This window comes from Streptomyces shenzhenensis (assembly GCF_003688995.1).
GTDB lineage: Bacteria > Actinomycetota > Actinomycetes > Streptomycetales > Streptomycetaceae > Streptomyces > Streptomyces shenzhenensis_A.
The window spans coordinates 150,463-175,834 of sequence record NZ_PENI01000008.1 but is presented as its reverse complement, the minus strand read 5'-3'; the positions used below and the strand labels follow the sequence as shown (position 1 = coordinate 175,834).

Annotated in this window: 19 protein-coding genes; 7 read left to right on the top strand and 12 right to left on the bottom strand. The window is 71.2% G+C overall.

The window, feature by feature from the left end; genetic code table 11:
* Positions 1 to 9 precede the first annotated feature (9 nt).
* Positions 10 to 1,035, top strand: a complete 1,026-nt coding sequence (locus tag CTZ28_RS15675; RefSeq protein WP_121890008.1) for an alpha/beta hydrolase — start codon at positions 10 to 12, stop codon at positions 1,033 to 1,035.
* A 221-nt stretch (positions 1,036 to 1,256) separates the two neighbouring features.
* Here CTZ28_RS15675 and CTZ28_RS15670 read toward each other — a convergent pair whose 3' ends face one another.
* Positions 1,257 to 1,907: a DUF11 domain-containing protein gene (locus CTZ28_RS15670; protein WP_147481155.1), complete on the bottom strand. Its 651-nt coding sequence runs from the start codon at positions 1,905 to 1,907 to the stop codon at positions 1,257 to 1,259.
* A 106-nt stretch (positions 1,908 to 2,013) separates the two neighbouring features.
* Positions 2,014 to 3,492, bottom strand: a complete 1,479-nt coding sequence (locus tag CTZ28_RS15665; protein ID WP_121890006.1) for a multicopper oxidase family protein — start codon at positions 3,490 to 3,492, stop codon at positions 2,014 to 2,016.
* A 261-nt stretch (positions 3,493 to 3,753) separates the two neighbouring features.
* On the opposite strand from CTZ28_RS15665, the gene CTZ28_RS15660 reads away from it, so the two are divergent.
* Entirely contained in the window at positions 3,754 to 5,298 is a 1,545-nt protein-coding gene (locus CTZ28_RS15660) for a purple acid phosphatase family protein (RefSeq protein ID WP_121890005.1), read from the top strand.
* Between the two features lie 139 nt (positions 5,299 to 5,437).
* Here the strand turns inward: CTZ28_RS15660 and CTZ28_RS15655 are convergent, their stop codons facing one another.
* From CTZ28_RS15655 to CTZ28_RS15620, 8 genes are read right to left on the bottom strand one after another with little or no spacing between them, the layout of a single operon-like run.
* Entirely contained in the window at positions 5,438 to 7,177 is a 1,740-nt protein-coding gene (locus CTZ28_RS15655) for a membrane dipeptidase (protein ID WP_121890004.1), read from the bottom strand.
* 2 nt (positions 7,178 to 7,179) lie between these two features.
* A complete protein-coding gene (locus tag CTZ28_RS15650) occupies positions 7,180 to 8,847 on the bottom strand; it encodes an ABC transporter ATP-binding protein (RefSeq protein WP_121890003.1) in 1,668 nt (555 codons plus the stop codon).
* On the bottom strand, positions 8,844 to 10,073 hold the full coding sequence (locus CTZ28_RS15645; RefSeq protein ID WP_121890002.1) for a serine hydrolase domain-containing protein: 1,230 nt from the start codon (positions 10,071 to 10,073) through the stop codon (positions 8,844 to 8,846). The genes CTZ28_RS15650 and CTZ28_RS15645 overlap by 4 nt, the downstream gene beginning before the upstream one ends.
* On the bottom strand, positions 10,070 to 11,251 hold the full coding sequence (locus tag CTZ28_RS15640) for an anhydro-N-acetylmuramic acid kinase (protein ID WP_121890001.1): 1,182 nt from the start codon (positions 11,249 to 11,251) through the stop codon (positions 10,070 to 10,072). Before CTZ28_RS15640 ends, CTZ28_RS15645 begins: the two co-directional genes overlap by 4 nt.
* Complete coding sequence (gene murQ, locus CTZ28_RS15635) at positions 11,251 to 12,171, bottom strand: N-acetylmuramic acid 6-phosphate etherase (protein WP_121890000.1); 921 nt, start codon at positions 12,169 to 12,171, stop codon at positions 11,251 to 11,253. Before murQ ends, CTZ28_RS15640 begins: the two co-directional genes overlap by 1 nt.
* Complete coding sequence (locus CTZ28_RS15630) at positions 12,168 to 13,055, bottom strand: ABC transporter permease (protein ID WP_121890128.1); 888 nt, start codon at positions 13,053 to 13,055, stop codon at positions 12,168 to 12,170. Before CTZ28_RS15630 ends, murQ begins: the two co-directional genes overlap by 4 nt.
* Complete coding sequence (locus tag CTZ28_RS15625) at positions 13,052 to 14,032, bottom strand: ABC transporter permease (RefSeq protein WP_121889999.1); 981 nt, start codon at positions 14,030 to 14,032, stop codon at positions 13,052 to 13,054. The genes CTZ28_RS15630 and CTZ28_RS15625 overlap by 4 nt, the downstream gene beginning before the upstream one ends.
* Complete coding sequence (locus CTZ28_RS15620; protein ID WP_220795338.1) at positions 14,029 to 15,567, bottom strand: ABC transporter substrate-binding protein; 1,539 nt, start codon at positions 15,565 to 15,567, stop codon at positions 14,029 to 14,031. Before CTZ28_RS15620 ends, CTZ28_RS15625 begins: the two co-directional genes overlap by 4 nt.
* Positions 15,568 to 15,840: 273 nt before the next feature.
* Between CTZ28_RS15620 and CTZ28_RS15615 the strand changes: the two genes are divergently transcribed.
* Both CTZ28_RS15615 and CTZ28_RS15610 read left to right on the top strand, forming a co-directional pair.
* Positions 15,841 to 16,728, top strand: a complete 888-nt coding sequence (locus CTZ28_RS15615) for a MurR/RpiR family transcriptional regulator (protein WP_121889998.1) — start codon at positions 15,841 to 15,843, stop codon at positions 16,726 to 16,728.
* A gap of 56 nt (positions 16,729 to 16,784) precedes the next feature.
* On the top strand, positions 16,785 to 18,095 hold the full coding sequence (locus CTZ28_RS15610) for a type III PLP-dependent enzyme domain-containing protein (RefSeq protein ID WP_121889997.1): 1,311 nt from the start codon (positions 16,785 to 16,787) through the stop codon (positions 18,093 to 18,095).
* 69 nt (positions 18,096 to 18,164) lie between these two features.
* Here CTZ28_RS15610 and CTZ28_RS15605 read toward each other — a convergent pair whose 3' ends face one another.
* Positions 18,165 to 18,980, bottom strand: a complete 816-nt coding sequence (locus CTZ28_RS15605) for a siderophore-interacting protein (protein WP_121889996.1) — start codon at positions 18,978 to 18,980, stop codon at positions 18,165 to 18,167.
* A 403-nt stretch (positions 18,981 to 19,383) separates the two neighbouring features.
* Between CTZ28_RS15605 and CTZ28_RS15600 the strand changes: the two genes are divergently transcribed.
* Both CTZ28_RS15600 and CTZ28_RS15595 read left to right on the top strand, forming a co-directional pair.
* Positions 19,384 to 20,898, top strand: coding sequence for an amidohydrolase (locus CTZ28_RS15600; RefSeq protein ID WP_121889995.1), 1,515 nt, complete (start codon positions 19,384 to 19,386; stop codon positions 20,896 to 20,898).
* A 185-nt stretch (positions 20,899 to 21,083) separates the two neighbouring features.
* Positions 21,084 to 22,937 carry an isochorismatase family protein gene (locus CTZ28_RS15595; protein ID WP_121889994.1) on the top strand — a complete coding sequence of 618 codons (1,854 nt, stop codon included), beginning with the start codon at positions 21,084 to 21,086 and terminating at the stop codon, positions 22,935 to 22,937.
* Between the two features lie 31 nt (positions 22,938 to 22,968).
* Here the strand turns inward: CTZ28_RS15595 and CTZ28_RS15590 are convergent, their stop codons facing one another.
* Complete coding sequence (locus CTZ28_RS15590) at positions 22,969 to 24,324, bottom strand: lysine N(6)-hydroxylase/L-ornithine N(5)-oxygenase family protein (protein WP_398656005.1); 1,356 nt, start codon at positions 24,322 to 24,324, stop codon at positions 22,969 to 22,971.
* 53 nt (positions 24,325 to 24,377) lie between these two features.
* Here CTZ28_RS15590 and CTZ28_RS15585 point away from each other — a divergent pair, with 53 nt between their 5' ends.
* Positions 24,378 to 25,331, top strand: a complete 954-nt coding sequence (locus CTZ28_RS15585) for a methionyl-tRNA formyltransferase (protein WP_121889992.1) — start codon at positions 24,378 to 24,380, stop codon at positions 25,329 to 25,331.
* The last annotated feature ends 41 nt before the right edge of the window (positions 25,332 to 25,372 follow it).

Below are 25,372 nucleotides of genomic sequence, written 5' to 3'. Positions count from 1 at the left end.
GCTGGGGCCATGACCTCCGTGCCATCGATAGCTGAAACGGTCGCCGTGCGGGCGGCGCCGCCGTTCGACGCCGAGTTGGGCGCCGCTCTGGCGGCCCTGGGCGACCTGTCGGGGGAACAGCTCACTCACGAGAATCTCGCCGCCCGACGGCAACGGGACGCCGCGAGCCGGCCCTTGCCCACCGCGGCCGAACTGCGGGCCGACGGCCGGTTCGCCGTCGAGGAGCTGAGCGTGCCCGGCGCCGAGGGGGCGCCGGACGTCACGCTGGTGCACGCGCGGCCCGCCGACGCCGCCGGGCCGCTGCCGGTGCTGTACTACCTGCACGGCGGCGGGATGATCATGGGCAACGCCTGGTCCGTCCTGCCGAAGATTCTCCACGACTGGTCCGCCCCACTGGGCCTTGCCGTCGTGTCCGTGGAGTACCGGCTGGCGCCGGAGACGCCCTATCCGGGGCCGCTGGAAGACTGCCACGCGGGGCTGCTGTGGACCGTCGGCCACGCGGACGAGCTCGGCATCGACGGCGAACGCGTGATCATCGGGGGCAAGAGCGCCGGCGGCGGGCTCGCCGCGGCCCTGACCCTGCTCAACCGGGACCGGGGCGACGGACCGACGCCTCTCGGGCAGTTCCTGCAGTGCCCGATGCTCGACGACCGCCTCGATACCCACTCCGCCCACCAGATGGCCGGCATCGGCCTGTGGGACAGAGCCTCGACCGCCGTCGCCTGGCAGGCCTACCTGGGCGATCACTACGGCGCCCCGGACCTGCCGCCCTACGCCGCCCCCGCCCGCGCCACCGACCTCAGCGGGCTGCCGCCCACCTACCTGGACGTCGGCTCGGCGGAGACCTTCCGCGACGAGAACGTCGCCTACGCCCACGCGATCTGGCGTGCCGGCGGCGACGCCGAACTGCACGTATGGCCCGGCGCCTTCCACGGCTTCGACTCGGTCGCGCCCACCGCGGCCCTCACTCGCGAAGCCCGCCGCACCCGGACCCGGTGGCTGAGCCGCATACTCGGGCACTCCCACCGAGAATGACGCACTGAGCCTCTCTTGAGCACCGAGCGGCAATGATCGTCGGCATCAGTCTCCCCGCTCAGGGCGAGGGAGACCGATGCCGTCCGTCCGGCGTCGGCCGGTCAGGTGTCAGGGCTTGTCCCGTGCCGGGACGGCCCGACAGTCCTGGACCACCTCACGACCGCCCGCCGGCTGTGCCTCGGGTCACCGCGACGTGACGCGTCCGGTGTCCCGCCGGTGCGTCAGTTCCGCTGTCCGGCGCCGCGGACACGGCGACGGGCGAGACCGAATGCGCCACCGGCGGCGAGAGCAGCCGCTGCGGCGCCCGTGCCGACCACGGGGTCGATCATCGGGACGTCGACCGGCGGTGGGAACAACAGGGTCGTACCCGCCCTGGCGCTGTTGTTGCCGGGGGTGGGGTCAGCGCCTTGTCCCTCGACCGTGGCATCCAGACCGAACCCGGTGATCCCGAGAATCCAGGAGACGGAGATGTCGATGGTCTCATTGGCGCCTGCGGCCAGAGGGCCGCCGGAGCAGACCAGGTCAGTGCCGTATTTCGGCGGAGACGTCGGAGCGGTGGTACAGCGAGGGTCGGACGTGCTGACCTGGGACACGCTGGGATTGACGCCGTCAGGCCCCTTCGGGCCGCCGAAGGGGATTCGGACGGTCCAGGTGGATGCGGAATCGGGGCCGTTGTTGGTGACCGTGACGTGATACGGAACAGGCCCTCCGTTGAGCATCCAGCTACTGGGGCCGTCCAGCGCGACGGCCAAGTCGGACGATGGATCCGCTGCTGCGGCCGGAGTGGCTCCCACCAGCCCGATCACGCATCCTGCCAAGCCGCCGGCTGCGGCAATGGCTGACCCTTTCCGGCGCGAATGAACCTTCTTCATAGAGCTCCCCTCTTCAGATGCCCATGTGACGGGCACATTAGGTAAGACGGTCCTTCGCTTCCTTTATGACGGCATGGCGATCGCCGCACAGCCGCCGAAGGCGACGTCATGTGCAGCGCAGCAGGAGCATGAATCCGTAGTCCATGTGGAGCTGCTGGTGGCAGTGGAAAAGAGACAGTCCCGGCTGGTCCGCGGTGAAATCGAAGTCCAGGGTCTGATAGCCGCCGAGCATGACGACGTCCTTGCGCAGGCCATGGGTGGCCGTGCCGGCGACATGGGTGACCTCGAAGGTGTGGCGGTGCAGGTGGAGGGGGTGGATGTCGTCGGTGGCGTTGCGGAACCGCAGCCGGTACCGCTTGCCGTGCTCGACATCCAGTACCGGTTTGTCGGTGTCCATGTCGAAGGGGACGCCGTTGAGGGGCCAGATGTTGAACCCCTTGTCGGCGGCGTTGCGTTTCTCCACCAGGAAGTCGATCGTGTGGTCGGGCCGCTGTGCGGTGGCGCCTGCCTGGGCGAATGTGCGGTAGTCCCAAGTGAACTCGGGTGGTTTCGTCCACTGGTGGGAACCGCTGCGGCCGGCGTATTCCACCACGGTGCCCATGCCGTTGTTCCGGTCGTCGTCGGACAGGTCCCCCAGCACCCATACGCCCGGGTGATCCATCTCCACCAGGGCCGAGACCCGTTCGGCGGTGCCGATCCACAGCACCGGCACGGAGGCCGGGCGGGGTACCGGGTTGCCGTCGAGCGCGACCACGGTGAAGGTGTGGCCGGGCAGGGCCAGGCTGCGGGTTTCCGTGGCGCTGGCGTTCAGGATGTGGAACAGCACGCGCTGTCCGGTCCTGACCTTGATCGGCCGGCCGTGGCCCAGTTTGCGGCCGTTGACGCTGAAGTGCCGGTAGCCGACCTCGTAGCCGTGGGGCATTCCCTTCGCCAGCGAATCGGCCATCGCCTTCTCGCCCCTGCTCTTCAGGTCGGGCACCGGGGAGCCCGCCAGGAAGTTCTGGGTCATGTCGCCGCCGTGACTGAGGGACGGCTCGAACTCCTTCAGGGTCAGGAACACTTCCTGGTCGTACGCTCCAGGGTCGGCTTTCGGCTCGATGTGGACCGGGCCGGCCTGACCGGTGTAGGTGCTTCGGGTCAGGTCGCCGAGTGCTGCCACATGTGTGTGGTAGAAGCGGAAACCGGCCGGCTCAGGCGTGAACGACAGCCGCCGCATCCCATGCGCGGGGATGAACGGGGTGCCCTCCTCGGAAGCCCCGTCCACCTCGGCGGGAAGCAGCTGGCCGTGCCAGTGCAACAGCTCGGGGACACCGGTGTCGTTGTGGACGTCGACCACGACCGGACGGCCTTCGGTGAACCGCAGCAGCGGACCGGGGAACTGTCCGTTGTACGTCGTCGTGGAGACGACCGTGCCCGGCGCGAGCTCGACGCGCCCAGCCTCGATCCGCACCGTGTAGTCCGCCTTGCCCGAGGCACCCGGCCGGACGAACGGCTCCGCGGAACCACAGGCGGAGACCGCGCCGGCGCCGCCACCGGCCACCAGGGCACCGCCCGCCTTGAGAACATCGCGACGGGTGAGCGACATGCCTCTGCTCCCTTCCTGACCCCGGGCCCCACCCAGCCACACCGGGCCCATGACGCACTACAGGCTAAAAATCACCACATAACGCATATCGAGAACATAACGAGACCGAAAGCCACTGATCGGATCAACCGCGATGACGGCGCGCCGCCCCCGCCCAGGACGGCCAGGCGCTCGGGCGGACCCTGGCGTACCGCTTGCGGATCATCGTCGGCTATCTGCAGGTCCCATGGGTGTTCATGAGGCATATCTACCTTGCGTCGCATGCCTGGTTGTGATTTCACCCGCCGTGACATGATGCGCTGGTCCGCGGTCGCCGCCGCGTCCGCCGCCGTTCCGACAGCTCTGGCCGGTCCTGCCCGAGCCGCGACCGCCACCGGCTCCGGTGGCGGTACCGTGACGCCCGTCAACCTCGAACTGGTCACGCTTGCCGAGGACCACGCCGTCATCACCTGGTACACCGGCGAGGCCGGCACCGACGACGGACTGGGCCGTATGGTCCCGGCCCCGGCGGACGGCGAGGTCGTCTACGGGACCCATCCGAACCGACTCAACCGCGTCGCGGGGGGCATCTCCTCGCACACGCCCTACCACTACGTGGAACTGCGGGACCTGGAACCCGGACAGACGTACTACTACCAGGCACGTTCCCGCGGGAGACTCGCCTCCCCCACCCCCTTCACGCTCATCAGCGGCAACGCCGTGGGCACCGACGACACCGGTCTGGGCACCACCGGCCCCTTCTCCTTCACCACGCCCCAGCCGCCGCGGGGCCGGTTTCTGTTCTCCGTCGCGCTCTGCAATGACCTGCACCTGGGCGAGACGCAGGCCGGTCTGGTCGGCGGACAGCCGCAGTACATCGGGATCACACAGGAGCCGGGGCTGCCGCCCTATCCCGAGGTCATGCTGAAATCGCTGGTGGAGGACGTGAAGCGGCTCGGCGCCCGCTACCTGCTCGCGGCCGGCGACATCTCGGCGGAGGCGCTGCCCGTCGACCTCAGCCGTGCGGGCCGGCTGCTGACCCGCTTCGGTGACTACCGCCGGGACTACTTCGTCACGCGCGGCAATCATGACCGCGCCCACATCGGTGATCCGTATGCCTCCTGCCGCGCCGGGCAGTGGCAGGGCAACGACTGCTTCCACGACGCGTACTTCCCCGGTGTCGAGCCCACATATTTCTCCACGGACCTGTCCGGGCTGCGTGTGATCGGCCTCGACACATACGACAAGGCGGGCAACGGCGGCGATCCCGGGGGCATGTCGGAACAGCAGATGGCATGGTTCCGCCGGAAGCTGGCCGCGCACCGCGAGCAGCCGACCCTGGTCTTCGGGCACCACCCGCTCGTGATGCAGGACTCCGCCTTCCCCATCACCGCCAGCAACTCCCTCGACCAGGCTCAGGCGGCGGCCGTCCTCGACCAGTACGCGAAGAGCCCCGGGGTCTTCCTGCACCACGCGGGTCACACGCACCGCAACCACCGCACGGTCGTCCCGTCCGCACCCAACGTGGTGCACCAGGAGGTCGCCGCCGCGAAGGAGTACCCGGGCGGCTTCTCACTGCTGCGGCTGCACGAGGAGGGCTACGCACTCAACTTCTACAAGGCACGCGGCGAGCTGGCGCGCCGGTGGAGCGAGCGCAGCCGCCAGGAGATCCTGGGTTACTGGCCGCAGTTCGCCTTCGGCAACAACGTCTCCGACCGCAACATCGTCGTCAAGCGCGACCTGTCCGGTCTGCGCCGGCCGTCGCCTGCCCACCACGGTCATGGCCACGGCCACGGCCACGACAAGGGCCACACGCGAGGGCACTGACCGAGGGCGTTCTGCCGGTCCGGGTGGCACGGGTGCGGTCACCGTTGCCGAGGAGTCCCGGGTCGCGTGGTCGCGCCGGGCCCGGCTCGGGCGGGGCGCGGCCAGGTCCGGGGGCCTGGCCGCGCTTCCTGGTGCCGTGCTACCGCTGGGCGGCGAAGGCGTCGTCGGTGTCGGCGAGTACGCGCAGGATGTTGCCGGACGCGAGGGCGCGAAGCTCGGCGGGCGACCAGCCACGGGTGGTGAGTTCGTCGAACAGGGCCGGGTAGCGGGAGACGTCGGCGAGTCCGGGCGGCAGCGCGGGGGTGCCGTCGTAGTCGCCGCCCAGGCCGATGTGGGCGATCCCCGCTGCCTCGCGCGCGTGCTCGATGTGGTCGGCCACCTGGGCGATGGTCACGGTGGGCGGCGCGATACGGTCGCGTTCCTCCTGGGGCAGCCGCGTCCACGCCCAGTGGTCGGCGGACACGAACGACGGCACGAAGGTCAGCATGATGACTCCGCCGCCGGCGGCGGTGCGGGCGAGCACGTCGTCGGGCACGTTGCGTGGATGGGGGTTGACGGCCGCACACGACGAGTGGCTGAAGATGACGGGTGCCCCGGCGATGTCGAGTGTGTCGTGCATGGTGGCCACGGAGACATGGGAGAGGTCGACCAGCATGCCGAGCCGCTGCATCTCCCGGACGATGTCCCGCCCGCGGTCGGACAGGCCGTTGTTCCGGGGCCGGTCGGTGGCTGAGTCCGCCCACGGAGTGTTGTCGTTGTGGGTCAGGGTGAGATAGCGCACGCCGAGCCGGGCGAAGGACCGCAGCACCGCCAGGTCGTCGCCGATGCAGTGGCCGCCCTCCGCGCCGAGCAGCGAGGCGATACGTCCGTCGGCGGCGGCCTGCCTGGCCTGGGCGGCGTCCCGGACCAGCCGCAGGTCCTGGGGGTGACGGGCCACCAGCCGGTGCACCAGGTCGATCTGCTGGAGCGTGCTGCGTACGGGGTCCGGGTCCTCGCAGTCGACGTAGACGGCCCAGAACTGCCCGCCCACCCGGCCGGTCCGCAGCCGCGGCAGGTCGGTGTGGAATTCCGGCGCCGGTCCGGCGAAGTCCGCCACGGAGGAGTTCCGCCGGACGCGATAGGCCCAGGGCAGGTCGTTGTGTCCGTCGAGGACCACGGGAGGTGCGGCGGCATGCTCGTGCACGACGGCGGCGAAGTTCGCCACCAGCTGCCGGGCCGCGCGAGCGGACTCCGGTTCCGTCTGCTCGGCCCGGGCGCGCAGCTCCCGCAGGTCCGATCCTTCGTCGGCGAGTGCGGCCTCGTCCCACTGGGTGAGTCGGTCGGCGCCGGCCTCCGGGTGGAACTGCACGCCCCAGGCCCGCTCGCCGAGGCGGAACGCCTGGACAGGGCAGAGCGGGCTGTGTGCGAGATGGACGGCTTCGGGTGGCAGCGCAGTGATCTGGTCCCGGTGGTTCTGTATGGCGTGGAAGAGGTCGGGCAGGTTGTGCAGAAGCCGGTCGTCGAGGGCCTCGGGGCGCCGGGCGACGGGGCAGGAGCCCCGTTCGGGTGTGCCGTGGTCGCCGTCGACGGTGCCGCCGTGGGCGGCCGCCAGCAGTTGGGCGCCCAGGCAGATGCCGAGCAGGGGCGTGCCGCTGTCCACGGCGCGGCGGGCGAGGCGGCGCTCGCGGGGCAGCCAGGGGTGCCGGGCGTCGTCGTCGGGCAGGAACCCTCCGCCGAGCAGGATCACGGCGTCGTATCCGTCGGGGGTGTCGGGGGCGGCGGAGCCCTCGGTCTCCACGACGGTCAGACCCTCTTCCGTCAGCCAGGGCAACAGGCGCCCGGGGCCGCTGCGTTCGGCGTTGCGTACGACGAGAACGCGCGGTGCGGGCGCGGGGCGCATGGTCACGTGTGCAGAGCCTTTCCGGGGATCGCGTCGATGAGTTCTCGGGTGTACGGGTCGGTCGGGTGGTCGAAGATCGCCTCCGGTGTGCCTTCCTCGACCACGCGTCCCTTGCGCATCACCAGGACGTGATGGGAGACCAGCCGCACCACGTCGAGGTCGTGGCTGATGAACAGGTAGCCGAGGCCCAGTTCGCGCTGGAGCTCGACCATGAGGTCGAGGATCTGCTCCTGGACCAGTACGTCCAGCGCGGACACGGCTTCGTCCATGACCATCAGCCGTGGCTCGAGTGCCAGGGCCCGGGCGATGGCCACGCGCTGGCGCTGGCCGCCCGACAGTTCGTGCGGGTACCGGTCGGCGCAGGAGGCCGGCAGGGCGACCTGGTCAAGCAGCCTGATCACGGTGGCACGGTGGTCGGTGCGGCTGCCGCCCATGCCGTGGACGCGCAGCGGCTCGGACACGATCCGGGCGATGGTGTGGCGCGGGTCGAGGGAGGCGTAGGGGTTCTGGAAGACCGGCTGGACGGCGCGGCGGAACGGCAGCAGCCGACGGCCTTTCAGCTTGGTGATGTCGGCGTTGTCGAAGTGCGCCGCGCCGGAGTCGCAGTCCTCCAGACGCAGCGCGATGCGGGCCGTGGTGGACTTGCCGGAGCCGGACTCGCCGACGATGGAGACGGTGCGGCCGGGCAGCACGCTCAAGCTGACGCCGTCGACGGCGCGCAGCGGCTCGCGGCGGCCGCGCAGCCGGTAGTCCTTGGATATGCCGCGCAGCTCCAGCAGGGGGCGGGGTTCGTCCCGCGCGGCGTCCGGTGTCACCTGGGTGACCTTGGCCCGTGCCATGCCGGGCGCCGCCGCGAGCAGTCGGCGCGTGTACGCGTCCTGGGGGTCGGCGATGACCTCGCGGGACGGGCCGGCTTCGACGACGCGGCCGTTGTGCATCACCACCACGCGGTCGGCGCGTTCGGCGGCTAGGGCCAGGTCGTGGGTGATGAGCAGCACGGAGGTGCCCATCTCGCGGGTGAGTTCGGCCATCTGGTCGAGTACCAGGCGTTGCACGGTGACATCGAGCGCCGAGGTGGGCTCGTCCGCGATCAGTACGTCGGGCCGACAGGCCAGGGCCATGGCGATCAGGACGCGTTGCCGCATGCCGCCGGAGAATTCGTGCGGGTATTGCCGGAAACGCGACGCGGCGTGGGCGATGCCGGCCCGTTCGAGCAGGGCGATCGCCTCCTTCCGTGCCTGTTCGCCCTGGGCCCGGCCGTGTACCTGCAACGCCTCGGCGATCTGGGCGCCGATCGTGGCGACCGGGTTGAGGTTCGTCATGGGGTCCTGCGGCACCATGCCGATCCGCGCGCCGCGCAGCTGCCGCAAGGTCTTCTCCTGGGCGGCGGTGATGTCCAGATCGTCGAGGTGGACGGTTCCGCCGGTGATCCGCCCGTTGTCCGCCAGCAGCCGGTTGACACAGGCTGCCAACGTCGACTTGCCCGACCCCGAGGCACCGACCACGGCGACCGTCTCCCCCGCTGCCAGGTCGAGGTCGACCCGGTCCACGGCGGTGAAGTCGCCGCCGGCCGTGCGGAAGACCACCGAGAGATCGCGGATGCGTAGCTTGGGTTCGCCGTGCGGGAAACCGGCGGCCGGACCGGCCGCGGCCGCGTCGGATGCGGTCATGGTGACTCCTGATGGTGCGTGGCGGTACGAGGACCGGACGGGCCGGTCACCGCAGGACGGCCGGACCGGCTGGAGGGAAAGGCGCCTGCCTCGGTGAGGCTGCGCACCATGCCGAGGTGGGCTCGGTGCGCGAGCACCTCGACGGGCACCAGGTCGGCCCGGGCACCACGGGCACCGCGGGTGACGTGCAGGCGGGTGGCCGCGACGGCCAGGGCCAGCGGGCGGTCGATGGCGACCGCGAGATGGGTTCCGGTGAAACCGCCGTGTCCCACCATGGGGACCGGGCCGTCCGGGGTGGTCACCTCGAACCGGCGGAAGCCGAGGCCCTGTTCCGGGTCCCGCGGGTCGGCCGCCGTGATGAACCGGTGCCGCACGGCTGCCGGGACGAACGTCTCGTCCTGCACGAGTGCCTCCCCCAGCCTGAGCAGTTCGTCGAGCGGCGCGAAGAGCCCGGCGTGTCCGCTGACTCCGCCCAGCGCGTGGGCCGTGTTGCCGTCAGCGGCCGTGCCGCGCACCGCCGTGGTGCGCCAGCCGGTGAAGTCAGCCGTGGTGAAGGGCACCGGGTACGGTTCGCCCGTCGCCACCATCGACGACTCGATGCGGTCGTCGTCGGCGGACACCGCGGCGGCGGCCGGATCGACGGGCCCGTACCGGGTTCGGGTCAGGCCGAGGGGTCCGGCGACCCACTGTTGGAACGCCGCGGCCAAGCCGGTGCCGGTGACGCGTTCCACGATGCGGCCGAGCAGTTGGAAGCCCACGTCGGAGTATGTGCGGCGGTGCCGGGGCGGTGTGTGCAGCGGAATCCGCTCGGCCAGGTCCAGTGCCGTCTCGCGGTCGGTGGTCCGGCAGTACAGCGGCCACCAGGGGGTCAGCCCGGCCCGGTGGGCGAGCAGGTCGGCGGCGGTGACCCGGTCCTTGTCCCCGCCGCGGAAACCGGGCAGGTGAGGACTGACGGGGGCGTCGAGGTCGAGCCGGCCGGCCGCGGCCAGCCGCATGGCCAGGGCGGTGGTGGCCGCGATCTTGGTCACCGAGGCGAGGTCGAAGAGCGTCCGGCCGGTCATGGGGTCGCCGGGGGCGGTACCGTCCGGCCGCCGCGCCCAGCCTGCGGCGGCCAGCACCGTGCCCGTGGCGGGCGTGGCCACGCCCAGGCACACCCCGGCCGGCCGCTGTCCGGGGTCGCCGCTGTCCAGGACGTCCCGCGCGGCTGCGGTCAGGTCGAGGTTCATGCCGTCCCTCCGCCGACCACCAGCCGACGGGGAGGCACGCCCGGTGCGCCGGGCAGGGCCAGCGGTCGTGTGCCGGGGGTGATCCGGCCGAGCACGCGCTCGTGCGCGGCGCCGGTGCAGCTGGCGACGCTGCCGGGCAGGCCGTGCAGTGTGCTCCAGCCCAGCAGCGCGAAGGCGATGGCCTCCTTGGCGTCGGAGGGCACGCCGAGTGCGTCACTCGTGTGCACGGCGAGGCCGGGCAGGCGGTCCGTGATCGCGCGCATGAGTGCCGGGTTGCGCACGCCGCCGCCGGAGACGTACAGCACATCCAGCTTTGCCTCGCGCACGGTCCGCGCGACGACTTCCGCGGTGAGCGCGGTCAGGGTGGCGACCAGATCGTTCAGGGCGGGCCGGTGGCCGGTGCGCCGCAGTACCGTCTCGACGTAGGCGGAGTCGAAGAGTTCCTTGCCGGAGCTCTTCGGCGGCGTGAGCGTGTAGTAGGGCTCGGCGAGCAACTCGGCGAGAAGGTCCTCGTCGACGGTGCCGGACGCGGCCAGCCGGCCGTCGCGGTCGAAGTCGTCCGCCGTGTCCGGGGCTGCGGCGACCGCGGCGTCGATCAGTGCGTTGGCCGGTCCGATGTCCCAGGCCACCGGCTCGGTCCCAGGGGCCGTGACGGTGATGTTCGCGATGCCGCCGAGGTTGAGGGCGCCGGCGCGCAGACCTCGTTCCACCGTCGGCTCCAGCAGCATCCGGTCGAGCAGCGGCACCAGAGGCGCGCCCTGGCCGCCCGCGGCGATGTCGGCGCCGCGCAGATCGGAGACGACCGGCAGGCCGGTGGCCTCCGTGATCCAGGCGGGCTGGCCCAGTTGCAGCGTGCCGCGGGCGGTCGTGCCCTCCACCCAGTGGTAGAGGGTCTGGCCGTGGCTGCAGACCGCGTCGGCGGGCGCTGCGGTGAGCGCGGTGCGGGCGGCCCGGGCGAATGCCTGCCCGATGCGGGTGTCCAGCGCGCAGATGTCCGCCGCGGTGACGCGTCGCGGGGGCAGCGCGGCGACGAGGTCGGCCCGCAGCCGCTGCGGGTACGGCACGGAGCCGTGATGGGCGAGGCGGCCACGCAGGGTGGTGCCGTCCAGGGCGAAGTCGACGACGGCGACGTCGATGCCGTCGTGCGAGGTGCCGGAGATCATGCCGAGTACGCGCATCAGTGTCCTTCCATGACGCTGCCGAGCCGGTCGGAGGCGGCCGCGAGCGCGGCGCGCGCGGTGTCCCGGTCGCAGTCGAGGGCGACCATGGCGATGGCGGTCTTGGCGTGCCATCCGGCGGCCTCCAGCACCCGGCGGGCGGTCCGCTCGTCGGCACCGGTGGCGGTCGTGACGATGCGCACGGCTCGCTGCCGGAGCTTGTCGTTGGTCGCCTGGACGTCGACCATGAGGCTGCCGTACGTCTTGCCCAGGCGCACCATGACCAGCGTGGACAGCGTGTTCAGCACCATCTTGGTGGCTGTGCCGGCCCGCAGCCGGGTCGAGCCGCGCACGATCTCCTCGCCCACGACCACCTCCAGGGGGATGTCGACCGCCGCGGACAGCGGGGCGCCGACGTTGCACGACAGGCCCACGGTGAGACAGCCGAGTTCGGCGGCTCGCCGGACCGCGCCGAGGACGTAGGGTGTCCGCCCGCTGGAGGCGATGCCCACCACGGTGTCCAGCGCGCCCACGTCGAGGGCGTCGACGTCGGCGCGTCCCAGCTCCGGGTTGTCCTCGGCCGCCTCGACCGCGTCGGTGACGGCCCGCGGGCCGCCGGCGATCAGGCCGACGACCTGTCCCGGCGGGGCGCCGAAGGTCGGCGGGATCTCCGAGGCGTCGAGGATGCCGAGCCTGCCGGACGTCCCGGCTCCGGCGTAGATGAGGCGGCCGCCGCTCGCCATGCGCGCGGCCACGGCATCGACGGCGGCGGCGAGCGCGGACGTCTGCTGTCGTACGGCGCCCGCGACGGCGGCGTCGCCGTCGTTCATCAGGCGCACCAGGTCGGTGGTGGGCAGCGCGTCGAGCATGGGGCCGATGCCGTCCATGCGTTCGGTCACCAGCGCGTCCAGCGAGGCGTTCGGTGGCGGCGTGCGGGTCATCGGCGGCCCCCCGAGCGGGGATCGAGGACGTCACGCAGACCGGCCCCGAACATGTTGAGTCCGATGACGAACACGATCAGCGCGATGCCGGGGCCGGCCAGCAGCCAGGGCGCGATGCTGGAGAGGGTGCGGGCGTCATAGACCATCACGCCGAGCGACGCCGCGGGCGGTGGTGTACCGAAGCCGAGGAAGCTGAGCGATGCCTCGGTCAGGACGGCCCAGGACAGGGTGAGCGTGACCTGGACGACGATGATGCTGCGCATGTTGGGCAGGACATGGGTGAACAGGGTGGCCAGCCGCCGTTGTCCGATGGCGGTGGCGGCGGTGACGTAGTCCGCGCTGCGCAAGGTCAGCACGGGACCGCGCGCGACGCGCACGAAGATCGGCAGATACACCACGGCGATGGCGACGGAGACCGTCTGCCGGCTCCGGTCCAGGGTCGCGGCCAGGGCAAGGGCCAGCAGCAGCGACGGGAAGGCGAACAGCACATTGGTGAGTACACCGATCACCCGGTCCATCACCCCTCCGTAGTAGCCGGCGAGGATGCCGAGGACGACGCCGAGGGTTCCGGAGACGGCGACGGACACACCGGCCACGAGGAGTGAACTGCCCAGTCCGGAGGCGACCCGCGAGAAGACATCGCGGCCGAACTGGTCGGTGCCGAACCAGTGGCCGCCGCTCGGCGACTGCAGCGCGGCAGCGACGTCCTGCGCGGACGGGTCGTAGGGCAGTGCGCCCGCCAGTCCCGCGACGGCGGTGGCGACCACGATCAGGGTGAGCACGGTGCCGATCAGCCCGGACCGGTTGCGTACGAGGGCACGCAGCACGGGTTCGCGGCGCACCGGTGCGGCAGGGGCGACGGGTTGTTCCACGAGAGCGCTCATCGCGACCACACCCTCGGGTCGACCATGCGGTAGACGAGGTCGGTCAGCAGGTTGACCAGGACGAACATCACCGCGATGACCAATACCGTGCTCTGGACCACGGAGTACTCCTTCTGCCCCATGCCGAGCAGCACCTGACGGCCGATTCCCGGCAGGGAGAAGATCTGCTCCACCACGACGGCTCCGCCGAGCAGGAACCCGAACTGCAGACCGCTCATGGTGACGATGGGGATCAGGGCGTTGCGCAGCACGTGCCGTACGTGCAGGGCACGTTCGGGAACGCCCTTGGCCCGGGCCGTTCTGATGAAATCCTCACTTCGGATGTCGAGAATGGCCGTCCTCGTCGTCTGCATGATCGGGGAGGCGATGCTCACGCCGAGGACGAGCGCGGGCAGCAGCATCTGCTGGAGGTTCAGCGGGAGATCCTCGGTCAGGGGTGCGAACGTCTCACCGTTGGGATTCCAGCCGAAGGAATCGGCCAGCACGCCGGCAAGGACGGTGCCGGTCAGGAAGACCGGCGCGGACAGCACGAGCAGGCTCGCGCTCTGGGCCACGCCGTCGCGCAGCGCACCGGGCCGGGAGGCGGCGATCAGGCCACCGGGGATGCCGATCACCAGGGCCAGCACGATCGCGAGGACGGCGAGTTCCAGGGTGACGGGCAGGGCGTGCGCGGTCATGTCCGCGACGCTCTGGCCCGCGTTGGAGGAGTAGCCGAGGTTGCCGGTGAAGACTCCCCCGAGCCAGGACAGGAACTGTTCGGCCAGTGGCTTGTCCAGCCCGTAGTACGCGCGGAGCTGGGCGAGCTGGGAACCGGTGAGATCGCCGGCGTCGATGCCGTACGACGCGGTGATCTGGTCGCCGGGCAGGACACGCAGCAGCAGGAAGGTCAGCACGGACACGCCCAGCAGCGTGAGGACGGCCTCACCCAGCCGGCGTGTCACCGGATGCCCGGTGAGGTGGCGGAGCGTGGACTTCATGCGACCTTCGTCTCCCACAGGCTCTGCAGATCCGCGTCGGCGATCGGCTGGAAGCCGTTCACGCGGGTGTTGGCCGCGATGTAGCTGCGGCCGGTGTAGAGCCAGATCCACGCCGCCTGGTCCTCGAGTTCCCGCGAGATCTTCTGATAGACCGCCTTGCGTGCGGCGGGGTCGGTGGTCGCGATGCCCTCGGTGAACAGCTTGTCCAGGCTCGCCGAGTGGTAGCCCGCCACCTTGTTGAAGTTTCCGCCGCTGGTGAAGTAGCGGGTGTACGTCGTGGCCGGGTCGGCGCCCGCGCCGTTGAGGGCGATCGCGGCGTCGAACGTGCCGGCCAGCCAGCGGTCGACGTAGGCGCTGGAGTCCAGGGTCTCGATCTTCATGGTGATGCCGGCGTCGGCGAGCTGCGCCTGGATGTTCTGTGCCTCGTTGGCCGCGCTGGAGTACAGGCCCTGCGGAACGATCGCGGTGAAGGTGAACCCCTTGGGCTTGCCGGCGTCGGCGAGATGCTTCTTGGCGGCGTTCAGATCGCGGGCCGGACAGGGGCGGGCGGCGGGGTCGGAGGCGTAGGCGGGTGAGGTGATGGGGCCCGCGACATCGCCCTGCCCGAGGGCGGCGGTCTTGACCACCTGTTCCCGGTCGATGGCGCACTGGACAGCGAGCCGCACGTCCTTGTTCCGGAACGTGCTGGAGTCGGCGCGCAGTTGCAGCGCGTGGTAGTCGAGCTGGTCGACGGTGTGGACGGTGACGTCGGCTGACTTGGCTGACTTGGCGGTGACGGAGTTGTCGAAGATCGCCATGTCGACGGTGCCCGAGCGCAGTGCCGAGACCATGGAGGCGTCGTCCTGGATGACACGGAACTCCAGGGAACCGAGCCCGGGCTTTCCACGGAAGTAGTCGGCGTTGCGCACCAGGGTGATGGACTGATTCGGCGTGCGGTTCTCGAACGCGTAGGGGCCGGAGCCGACGGGCTTGCTCTTGAGGCGGTCCAGCGAGGTGCCGGAGGGCAGGATCGCGGTGTTGACGCCGGTCAGCGCCGTGAGCAACGAGGCATCCGGCGCCCGCAGCTTGATCACGACATGGCGTGCGTCCGGGGCTGTCACCCGCTGCACCGCGGACAGCGAGGTCCTCGCCACGGCTTTGGTCCCGGGGCTGAGGATCTTGTCGATGCTGTACTTCACATCGGTCGAGTCCAGCGCGGATCCGTCCGTGAAGGTGACACCGGACTTGAGTGTGAACGTATAGCTCAGGCCGTCCTTCGAGACGGCGGGCAGCTCCGCGAGGCCGTCGACCGGGACGAGTTCGGAGTCCAGATCCAGCAGCGAGCTGTACACCTGGCCCAGTACCTGCTGGGACTGGACAGCCGTGGCCGTCCAGGGCAGCAACTGCGTGGCGTCCGCGCTGATGCCGAACACCAGGGGACCGTTCGCGCCCCTGGAGGAGGCGGTACCGGAGCATGCGGTCGCCGTCGCCAGGGCGGTTGCTGCGGTGCCGGCTGCTATCAGGCACCTGAGCGTGCGGCGGTGTCGTCTGAGCACGTGCGTCCTCCTGGGAATGCCGAGCAGCGTCACGGAGACGCCGTGTGCTTCCGGATGTTGCCGAGCAGACTATGCACAAAGATTTCCACGGTCAGCACCTCTGGTGTAACTTTTTTCCATCACACTCCTCGTCAAGCGTTCGGAGGAGCACGGAAGCCGTGACATGGGACGGTATGGGTGGCGGGGCGGACGAACGCCCCGGCCGGAACCTGACGGCGGCCCGCGGGCCCGGGCCGCAGTGGTCCACGGAGCAGGAGCGAGGGAGAACCCGAGATGGTCGATGATGTGACGATGCGGCTACGCCAGGCCCTGCCCGGGCTGCGTCCAGCCGAACGCCGCATCGCGGAGCTGACGTTGGCGTCCCCGGCCGAGGCAGCGGAGATGACCATCACCACTCTCGCCGAACGGTGCGCCACCTCACCGGCCAGCGTCACCCGGCTCTATCGCACGCTGGGCTTCACCGGCTACCCGGCCTTCCGCATAGCCCTCGCCCGGGCCGCAGCCGATGAACAGGGCAGACGCCTCAGCTTCGGCGTGGAGGACGCCGACATCGCACCCGACGACGACGCCCGCGACGTGGCCCGCAAGCTCGCGTACCACGAGGCCAGAGCGATCGAGGAGACGGCCGCCGCGCTGGACGTGGTCGAACTGGACCGCGTGGTGGACGCCATCGTCCAGGCGTCCGTGATCGACATCTACGGCTCCGGATCGAGCAGTCTGGCAGGGCAGGACCTCCAGCAGAAGCTCCGCCGCATCGGCTACCAGGCCAACTGCTGGATCGACTCACACCTGGGCATCACCAGTGCCGCGGTGCTGCGCCCCGGCACCGTCGCCATCGGCTTCTCCCACTCCGGACGCACCTCGGAAACCCTCGCCGCCCTGCGTACGGCCGCGGCGGCAGGCGCCCACACGGTCGCCGTGACCAACTTCCCCGACGGTCCGCTCGCGCAGTCGGCCGACTCCGTACTGACGACCGCATCACGGGAGACCCGGTTCCGCTCCGGTGCGATGGCCAGCCGCATGGCCCAACTGACCGTGGTGGACATCCTGTTCCTCAGGGTCGCGCAACGTGCGCCCGAAGCGGTCACCGTCTCCCTCACCGCGACCTACGACGCGATCGCCACCCGGCACGAACGAGGAAGCGGCACGAAGCCAACCTGAACACCCCCTCGATCCTGCGGAATCCAGCTGTCTCAAGGGGGAGAAAGCGCAAGGCCATGAGCATCGATGTGCATACGTCTCCCCTGTCCGGGGAGCGGGGTCAGGCGATCGCCGCGGCGATCCGGCAGCGACTGGTGAGCGCGGACCAGCCTGTCGTCGGCCTGATCGACCTGAACGGACTGCGGCGCGCGGCGGCCGAGCTGCACGCGGCATTCGGCTTTCCCGATGTCGAGGTCCGGCACACCTTCGCGGTCAAGGCGGCCGCACTCGTCCCCGTGCTGCGTCACCTGTGGCACGCCGGCATCGGCGCGGAGGTCGCCAGTCCGGGCGAGCTGGCGATCGCCCGGGCCGCGGGGATATCCGCCGGGCACACCGTGCTCGACTCGCCGGCCAAGACCGAGGCCGAGCTGCGCGAGGCCCTGGAACTGGGCATCGCGGTGAACGCCGACAACCCCCAGGAACTGTCCCGCATCGACGCTCTGGTGCGCCGGGCGCCCGCCGTCGGTCCCGTCGGCGTCCGCGTCAACGCGCAGGTCGGCGCGGGCAGCATCGGGGCGATGAGCACCGCGACCGCCACCAGCAAGTTCGGCATCGCCCTGCGCGACGAGGGCGCGGAGGAATGGCTCGTGGAAGCGTTCCTGAAGCGTCCCTGGCTGACCCGGCTGCACACCCACACCGGCTCCCAGGGGATACCTCTGGCGCTGATGGCCGAGGGTGTCGCCGCCGTCCACGCACTGGCCGAAAAGATCAACGCGGCAGCCGGGCGGCGGCAGATCACCGTGCTCGACATCGGGGGCGGGCTGCCGGTGAACTTCTCCTCCGACGTGATGACACCGACCTTCCGGGACTACGCGCAGACGCTGCGTGCCGTCGTGCCCGGCCTGTTCGACGGCCGGTACGGCATCGTCACCGAGTTCGGCCGGTCACTCGCCGCCAAGCAGGGCGTCGTCCTGGCCCGCGTCGAGTACACCAAGTCCGCCGGCGGCCGGGCCATCGCCGTCACCCATGCGGGCGCCCAGGTCGCCACCCGCACCGTGTTCGCACCCGAGTCCTGGCCGCTGCGTGTCGAGGCGTGGGACGCCTCGGGCCGCCCGAGAGAGGGAACCGCGGTGCCCCAGGACATCGCCGGTCCCTGCTGCTTCGCCGGTGACCTTGTCGCCAGGGAACGGCCGCTGCCGCTCCTGGAGCAGGGAGATCTGGTCGCGCTCCTGGACACCGGCGCCTACTACTTCTCCACTCACTTTGCCTACAACTCGCTGCCGAGGCCGGCGGTGTACGGATACACCGCGGACGAGACCTCGGTGCGCTTCGAGATCCTCCGCAGGCCACAGACCCTCGATGAACTCGTTGCCGAAAGCGGTGGCTGAACCCTGCCCGCCCCGGCCGTACCGGCATCGGTGCGCGGGCAGGGTGCCACCACCGCGTGATCACCGGCGTCAGCCGAGGCTGGCCCTGCCGTGTCTCCAGTAGCCGCGGAAGGCGACGTCGGACCTCGGGACCTTGCGTTCATTGACGAGGTGCCGGCGGATGCCGGTGGCGAGCGAGGACTCGCCGGCCGTCCAGGCGTAGCAGGGGCCTGAAGGCAGTTGTGCGTCTTGCACGGCCCGGAGCGCGAGCGAGCCCGGCTTCGTGGCGGGATCGTTGCGGGGCAGCCAGTGGATGTTCGTGGCCGCGGGCGCGGTGATCCCGTCGCGGATGTCGTCATCGGCCGGCACTTCGAGAAACACCTCGGCGCGCAGCGTGTCGGTGGAGCGTTCCAGGATGGCGAGGACGGCCGGCAAGGCGCTCTCGTCGCCGACGAGGAGCTGCCAGGCGGCGTCCGGTGTCGGTACGTAGGCATACCCCTCGTCGAGGAAGCCGACCGTGTCACCGGGCTGGGCCGCCAGCGCCCAGCCGCTCCCGGGGCCGGCGGGTCCGGCCGGGGTTTCCTCATGGACGGCGACCTCGATGTCGAACTCGGACCTCTCCGGCCGAAAGCGCCGGATCGAGTACCACCTGACTCGTGGACGCCTCGCGGCCGGCAGAAGGGCGTACTGGCGCATCCACTTCTCGCTGGTCGGGAACACGACCCTCCCCTGACCGGGGCCGCGGAAGAAGAGCCGGCCCGCCTGGTCGTACCCGGACTGCTCCAGATACCGGAAGTCGTCTCCTCCCAGCGTGACGGAGACAAAGTGGGGGCTGATTCGTTCGCGACCCCGGACGGTCAGCGTCAGCATCCGCCGATCGCGGGGGCGCCGGTATCTGGCTGCCATGGCGATCGATCCCAGGCTACTCAACGGCCCCTCCCGTACGCGCTCGTGCATCACTGCTCATGAGGCGAGCCTCCGCCTCACCGCCACGGTCGCGCCACCGGTCAGCCGACCACCGATACCGAAAACCCGCCAAGCTTCCGGGCCGCTGGGATTCGACCACTCACCGCAGCCGGGGCGGGCGCGATGGCTCGGGTGGTGCGCGAGTCGGGGGTGGCCGGTGACGGTCGGGAACGGCTCGGCGTTGGCCGCGGCCTTGACGTGGGTGTCGGTGAAGACGACGTGCTCGCCGGGGGGAATGAGTCACACTTGCGGGCAACGGGGCAGTCTCCCGCAGGGGTTCACGCATCTCGCGCTGATCGGCACCGCCTCGCACCAGGGCCATGACCTCACGACTGGAGTCGCGATGACGAGCCTCGACGGGCTGTCCCCCACCACGGACCCCTCCGATTCCGCCGACTCCGGTCTGACGCTGACCGGTGTGCGGCTGGGGTCGCGCGGCCCGGTGTGCGCGCTGCGGATCGCCGACGGCAGGATCGTCACCGTCTCGGCGGCGGACGACCTCGGCGGCCCGGCGCTCGACCTGGACGGGCGGACAGTGCTCCCGGGGCTGTGGGACGCACATGTGCACCTGGCCCAGTGGGCCGGCAACCGGCGGCGCGTGGACCTGTCCGGCCTGGAGTCGGCGCGGGCGGTGGCCGAGGCGTTGCGGCCGTACGCCGGTGACCTGTCCTCGGGCGAGGTGCTGACGGGGCAGGGGTTCCGGGACGGGCTGTGGCCGGACATGCCCGACAAGGCGCTGCTCGACGCGGTCTGCCCGGACCGGCCGGTGGCCCTGATCAGCGCCGATCTGCATGCGGCCTGGCTGAACTCGGCGGGTCTCGCGCTGGTCGGGCGGGGTGACCATCCCACGGGTGTGCTGCGCGAGCACGAGTGTTTCGAGGTGCTGCGCGCGCTGCCTGAGGTGCCCGCCGACGTCCTCGACCGCTGGGTCGCACAGGCCTGCCGGGACGCGTCGGCGCGCGGGGTCACCGGGATCATCGACTTCCACTTCGCCGACAATCTCGCCGACTGGAGCCGCCGCGCCGCGCACGCGCCGCTCGATGTGCGGGTGCGGGCGGCCGTGTATCCGCGGCACCTGGCGGCGGTCGCGTCACGCGGGCTGCGCACGGGCGACGTCCTGCCCGGCACCGGCGGGCTGGTGCGGGTCGGCCCGCTCAAGCTGTTCACGGACGGCTCCCTCAACACCCGTACCGCCCTGTGCTGCGACCCCTACCCCGGCCTGGCGGGCAGCGCGGAGGCGTACGGCATCGAGGAGACGTCGTACGAGGAACTGGTGCGGCTGATGCGGTGGGCCGCCGCGCACGGCATCGAGCCCGCGGTGCACGCGATCGGCGACCGCGCCAACACCGTCGCGCTGGACGCGTTCGCGGCCGTGCGCTGCCGGGGCCGGATCGAGCACGCGCAGTTGCTGACGGCCACCGACGTACCCCGGTTCGCGGAGCTGGGCGTCACGGTGGGGGTGCAGCCGGCGCACGCGACCGACGACCGCGATGTGGCGGACCGGCACTGGGCCGGCCGCACCGGGCGCGCCTACGCCTACGCCGATCTGCTGGCGGCCGGGGCCGCGCTGGAGTTCGGCTCGGACGCGCCGGTCTCGCCGCTCGACCCATGGACGGGCATCGCGGCGGCGGTGCACCGCACCGACGACGGCCGGCCGGCGTGGCATCCGGAGCAGCGGGTGCCGGTGCAGGCGGCGCTCGCCGCGTCGGCGCTCGGCCGGTCCCTGATCCGGGTCGGCGATCCGGCGGATCTGGTCGTCGTCGACGTGGACCCGACCGACGCCGACGCGCACACGCTCCGCGCGATGCCGGTGCACGCCACACTGCTGGGCGGGCGCTGGACCCACGGGCCCGCCTGACGGCACGTCCTGTGTCGCGACACCCCGCGTTCCGTTCCACAGAGGGCGACAAGGATACTTAGGTGAGGCTACCCTAAGTTGCACGCCCGGCCGGGAAGCCGTGCCGTGGAGGAGTCGGGCCACTCGCCACCCCCTCGCCGACGGCCCCCGCGCTCCCCGGGCCATGACCGCGAGGGGACCGACCAGTGAGCACCGACGCATCCACGCACACCACACTCGATGACCTGTTCCGCGCGCGGGCGGAACGACATCCCGAACGGCCGGCACTCGTCGATGCCGACGGGAGCGGCGCGCGGTGGACCTACGGCGAACTGAACGAACGTGTCGAGCATCGCACGGCCGCCCTCGTCGACCGAGGCGTCCGCGCGGACAGCCGGGTCGTCGTGCAACTACCTGGCTCTCCACGGCTGTTCGAGAAGTTCCTGGCCCTGGTCCGACTGGGCGCGGTGCCGGTGGTGGTGCCGCCGGCGGTGCCCGAGCCGATGGCCCGGTCCGTGCGCCGCTTCGCCGGAGCCGACGTGTCGTACGTGGTTGACGGCCCCGCCCTGCTCCAGTTCGCCGGCGACGAGGTCGGCGTCCCCCGGCTGGCACCGCTCGACGCCGCCGAGGTCGTCCGCGCCGTGTCTCAGCGGGCCGCCGCCCTGGACCTCGACGAGGACACCGTCCATCTCGCGGCCCATCCCGAACTTCCGGTCGGCGTACCCGGGTTGCTGGACTGGCTGGCCGTGCTGTGCGCCGGGGGCCGAGTGGTGCTCGGCGCGGGGGCCGAGCCGGACAGCGCCTTCCGGGTGGTCGCCGCCGAGCGCGTGACACACACCGTGCTGTCCGCGCCGCTCGCCGGCCGGTGGACCGCGGCGGCGGCCGTCACCGCCTACGACCTGAGCAGCCTGCGGACGCTGGTGGTGAACGGCGGCGGCCTCGACGAGCGGGTGGCGCGGCGGGTGCTGCCCGCACTGGGCTGTGCGCTGCGCCAGGTCTTCGGCACGGCGGAGGGGCTGGTCGCCGCGACCCGCCCGCAGGACGGCACCGAGGCCGCCGTGACCGGTCGGATGAGCGCTGTCTCCCCCGAGCACGAGCTGCGGGTCGTCGACCACCGGGACCGGGAGGTTCCGACCGGCACCGAGGGGTGGCTGCTCAGCCGTGGTCCCGACACGATCCGCCGCTACTGGCGCTCCCCCGGGCACGACGCCCGCCACTTCACGGCCGACGGCTTCCATCGCACCGGGGCGACCGCCCGGGCGACGGACGCGGGCCTGTTCACCGTCGTGCGGGGCCCAGCGGTACCGGCCGGCCAGGACACGGCCGCCCGCGTCGGCCGCCGGAGCCCCGCCCCGCGCAGCCGGAGAACCCGTCAGCACACTCCAGAAGGGCAGACCGAGATGACACCCCCGACGCTCCCCTACGTCATGCCCACCCCCGCGACGCTGCCCGCCGATCGGACGGGCTGGACCCTGGAGGCCGCCCGGTCCGCACTGGTGGTCCTCAATCTCCAGACCCGGTTCGTGCACCCGCTGGGGCAGGCGGCCGCGCCGGTCGCCGAACTCCTCGCCAACGCCGGCCGGTTGATCGACGGCGCGCGGGCAGCCGGGGTGCCGGTCATCCACGCGGTGCCGGCCAACGCGCGCAGGGCCACCGGACGCGGTCCGGTGCCGTACGCGCGGCTGACCGGACCCGCGGCGGGCGCGGCGGCCGATGCCTTTGTCACCCGGGTGGAGCCGCAGACCGGGGACACCGTGCTCCGCGCCCGTACCTACAGCGCGTTCGCCAGCACCCGGCTGGACAGCAGGTTAAGGGAACTGGAGCGCGACCAGGTGGTGGTCCTCGGCCTCTACGCCCGGGCCGACGTCCTGTTGACGGCCGCCGACGCCTGGGCGCGGGACCTGGAGGCCTTCGTGGTCGCCGACGCGGTGGCCGACGTGTCCGCGGGCAACCACGCGTTCGCGCTGGAGTGGGTGGCGGACACCTGCGGGGCGGTGACCACCGCGGACCGGGTGTCGGCGGCGTTCGACGCCGGCCAGGCGGCGGCCGAGGCCGTCTGAGCCGCCGCCACCCGGTGCGCGGGGCGCGTGGTCAGCGAGCGACCACGCGCCGGGCCACCAGCGACCGGTGGATCTCGCCCGCGCGGACCGCCGTCGTCGACAGCAGTGTCGAGGTGAGCCCGTGGGTGTGCTCGGTGCTGCCCTGGAGGTAGATCCCGGCGGTGACATCGGGTGCGGTTTCCACCCGGTGGTCGCGGTCGACCCGCAGCGCGTCCCCGTCGTCCCGCAGGCACACCTTGGCCGCCTCACCGAGCAGGGCGCCGAGGTCACGCGGCCGATAGCCGGTGGCGTTCACCAGCACGTCGGCCTCCAGCACCTGTTGCTCGCCGGTCGGCAGAAACTCGACGCTGATGTCGAGCGTTCCCCCGGGGCGGGTGCGGACGTCACGGATCCGGGAGACGTTGAGGAAGCGCAACCGCTCGTGGCCGGCCACCTTCTCCTGGTACGCGGTGGCGTACAGGGCCTCGATGAGCTCCATGTCGACGACGGAGTAGTTGGTGGAGCGGTGGTAGTCGAGGAGGGACTGCTTCACCTCGGACGGCGCCTCGAAGTAGACGTCCACCGCCTCCGGGTCGAAGATCCGGTTGGCGAACGGGCTGTCGTCGGCGGGGGTGTAGCCGTATTTGGCGAACACCGCGCACACCTCCGCCTCCGGGAAGGAGCGGTGCAGGTAGTCCACGGTCTCGGCCGCGCTCTGTCCGGCACCCAGGACGACCGCTCGGCGCACCGGTGTGCCGGCGGCGGTGAATTCGGCGACCCGTGGCAGCAACTGGCTGTTGTGCCAGACACGTTCGGTGAGCTCGACACCGGGTGGCACATGGGGTTCAAGACCGATCGCGACGCTGATGTCGCGGGCGCGGTAGCTGACCGTGCGGCCGGGTCGGCCGGGGTCCCGGCAGACGACGTCGAAGTGGGCGACCACGCCGGAGTCGTCGCGCACCGGCCGGACGGCGGTCACCACATGGTCGTAGGCCACCAGGTGACCGAGGCGTTCGGCCGCCCACTCGAAGTACTCGTGGAACTCGGCACGCAGCGGGAACAGCGTCTTCTGGTTCAGGAAGTCGGTCAGCCGCCCGCGTTCGCGCAGGAAGTACAGGAAGCTGAAGTCGCTGGACGGATCGCGCAGCGTGACAAGGTCCTTCAGGAAGGACACCTGCATCGTCGCGTCGCTGATGAGCATGCCCCGGTGCCAGCCGAAGCTCGGCTGGCGTTCGACGAAGAGGGCATTGAGTCGTTCCTCCGGTGGAAGCCCCGCGTTGTGTTCCTCAACTGCTATGGCAAGCGCCAGATTTGACGGCCCGAAACCGATTCCGAGGACGTCATAGGTGGTGTCAGTTCCGTTGAGCGGTGACTTCACCGTGGCATCGCCTCCCTCAGGCAGCCACATGTTAGATAAGGTTAGCCTAACCTTGCAACGGAGCCGCCGGAGGGGAGAACCACATGCGCGTCGCCATGTTCGGCTATCAGACCTGGGGTCATCGCACGCTCCAGGCCTTGCTGGACTCGGGCCACGAGGTCGTCCTCGTGGTCACACACCCCAAGAGCGACCATGCCTACGAGAAGATCTGGGACGACAGCGTCGCCGAGCTCGCCGAGAAGAACGACGTCCCGGTCCTGCTGCGCAACCGCCCCGACGACCCCGAACTCCTCGCCGCCCTGCGGGAGTCCGCGCCGGACATCATCGTCGCCAACAACTGGCGCACCTGGCTGCCGCCGGAGCTGTTCGATCTGCCCCCGCACGGCACACTCAACATCCACGACTCACTGCTGCCGTCCTACGCCGGCTTCTCGCCGATCATCTGGGCGCTCATCAACGGCGAGCCGCGCGTCGGCGTCACCGCGCACCGCATGAACGGCGAACTCGACGCAGGGGACATCCTGGTGCAGCGCTCGGTGGCGGTCGGCCCCACGGACACCGCGACCGACCTGTTCCGCCGGACCGTCGACCTGATCGCCCCGATCGTGCGCGAGTCGCTCGACCTGATCGCCTCCGGCAAGGACGCCGGGCAGTGGCAGCCCCAGGACCGCAGCCGGGCGAGCTTCTTCCACAAGCGGTCCCTGGAGGACAGCCGGATCGACTGGACCTGGCCGGCCGAGCGCCTGGAACGCCTCGTCCGGGCCCAGTCGGACCCGTATCCGAACGCGTACACGTTCCACCGGGGCGAGCGCCTGAGGATCGTGCGGGCCGGAGTCTCCGAGGCGCACTACGGCGGCACACCGGGCCGGATCTTCATCCGCGAGGGCGACGGCGTGGTCGTCGTGGCGGGCGCCGACGCCCACACCGGACGCCGCCGTGGACTGCTCGTCAAGCGCGTGCGCACCGAGGACGGCACGGAACTGGCCGCGACGGAGTACTTCCGCACGATGGGCGGCTACCTCACGCCCCACCCCTAGGGCCTCTCGTTTGGATCATGCCGGGCTCGCGGGCCCTGGCA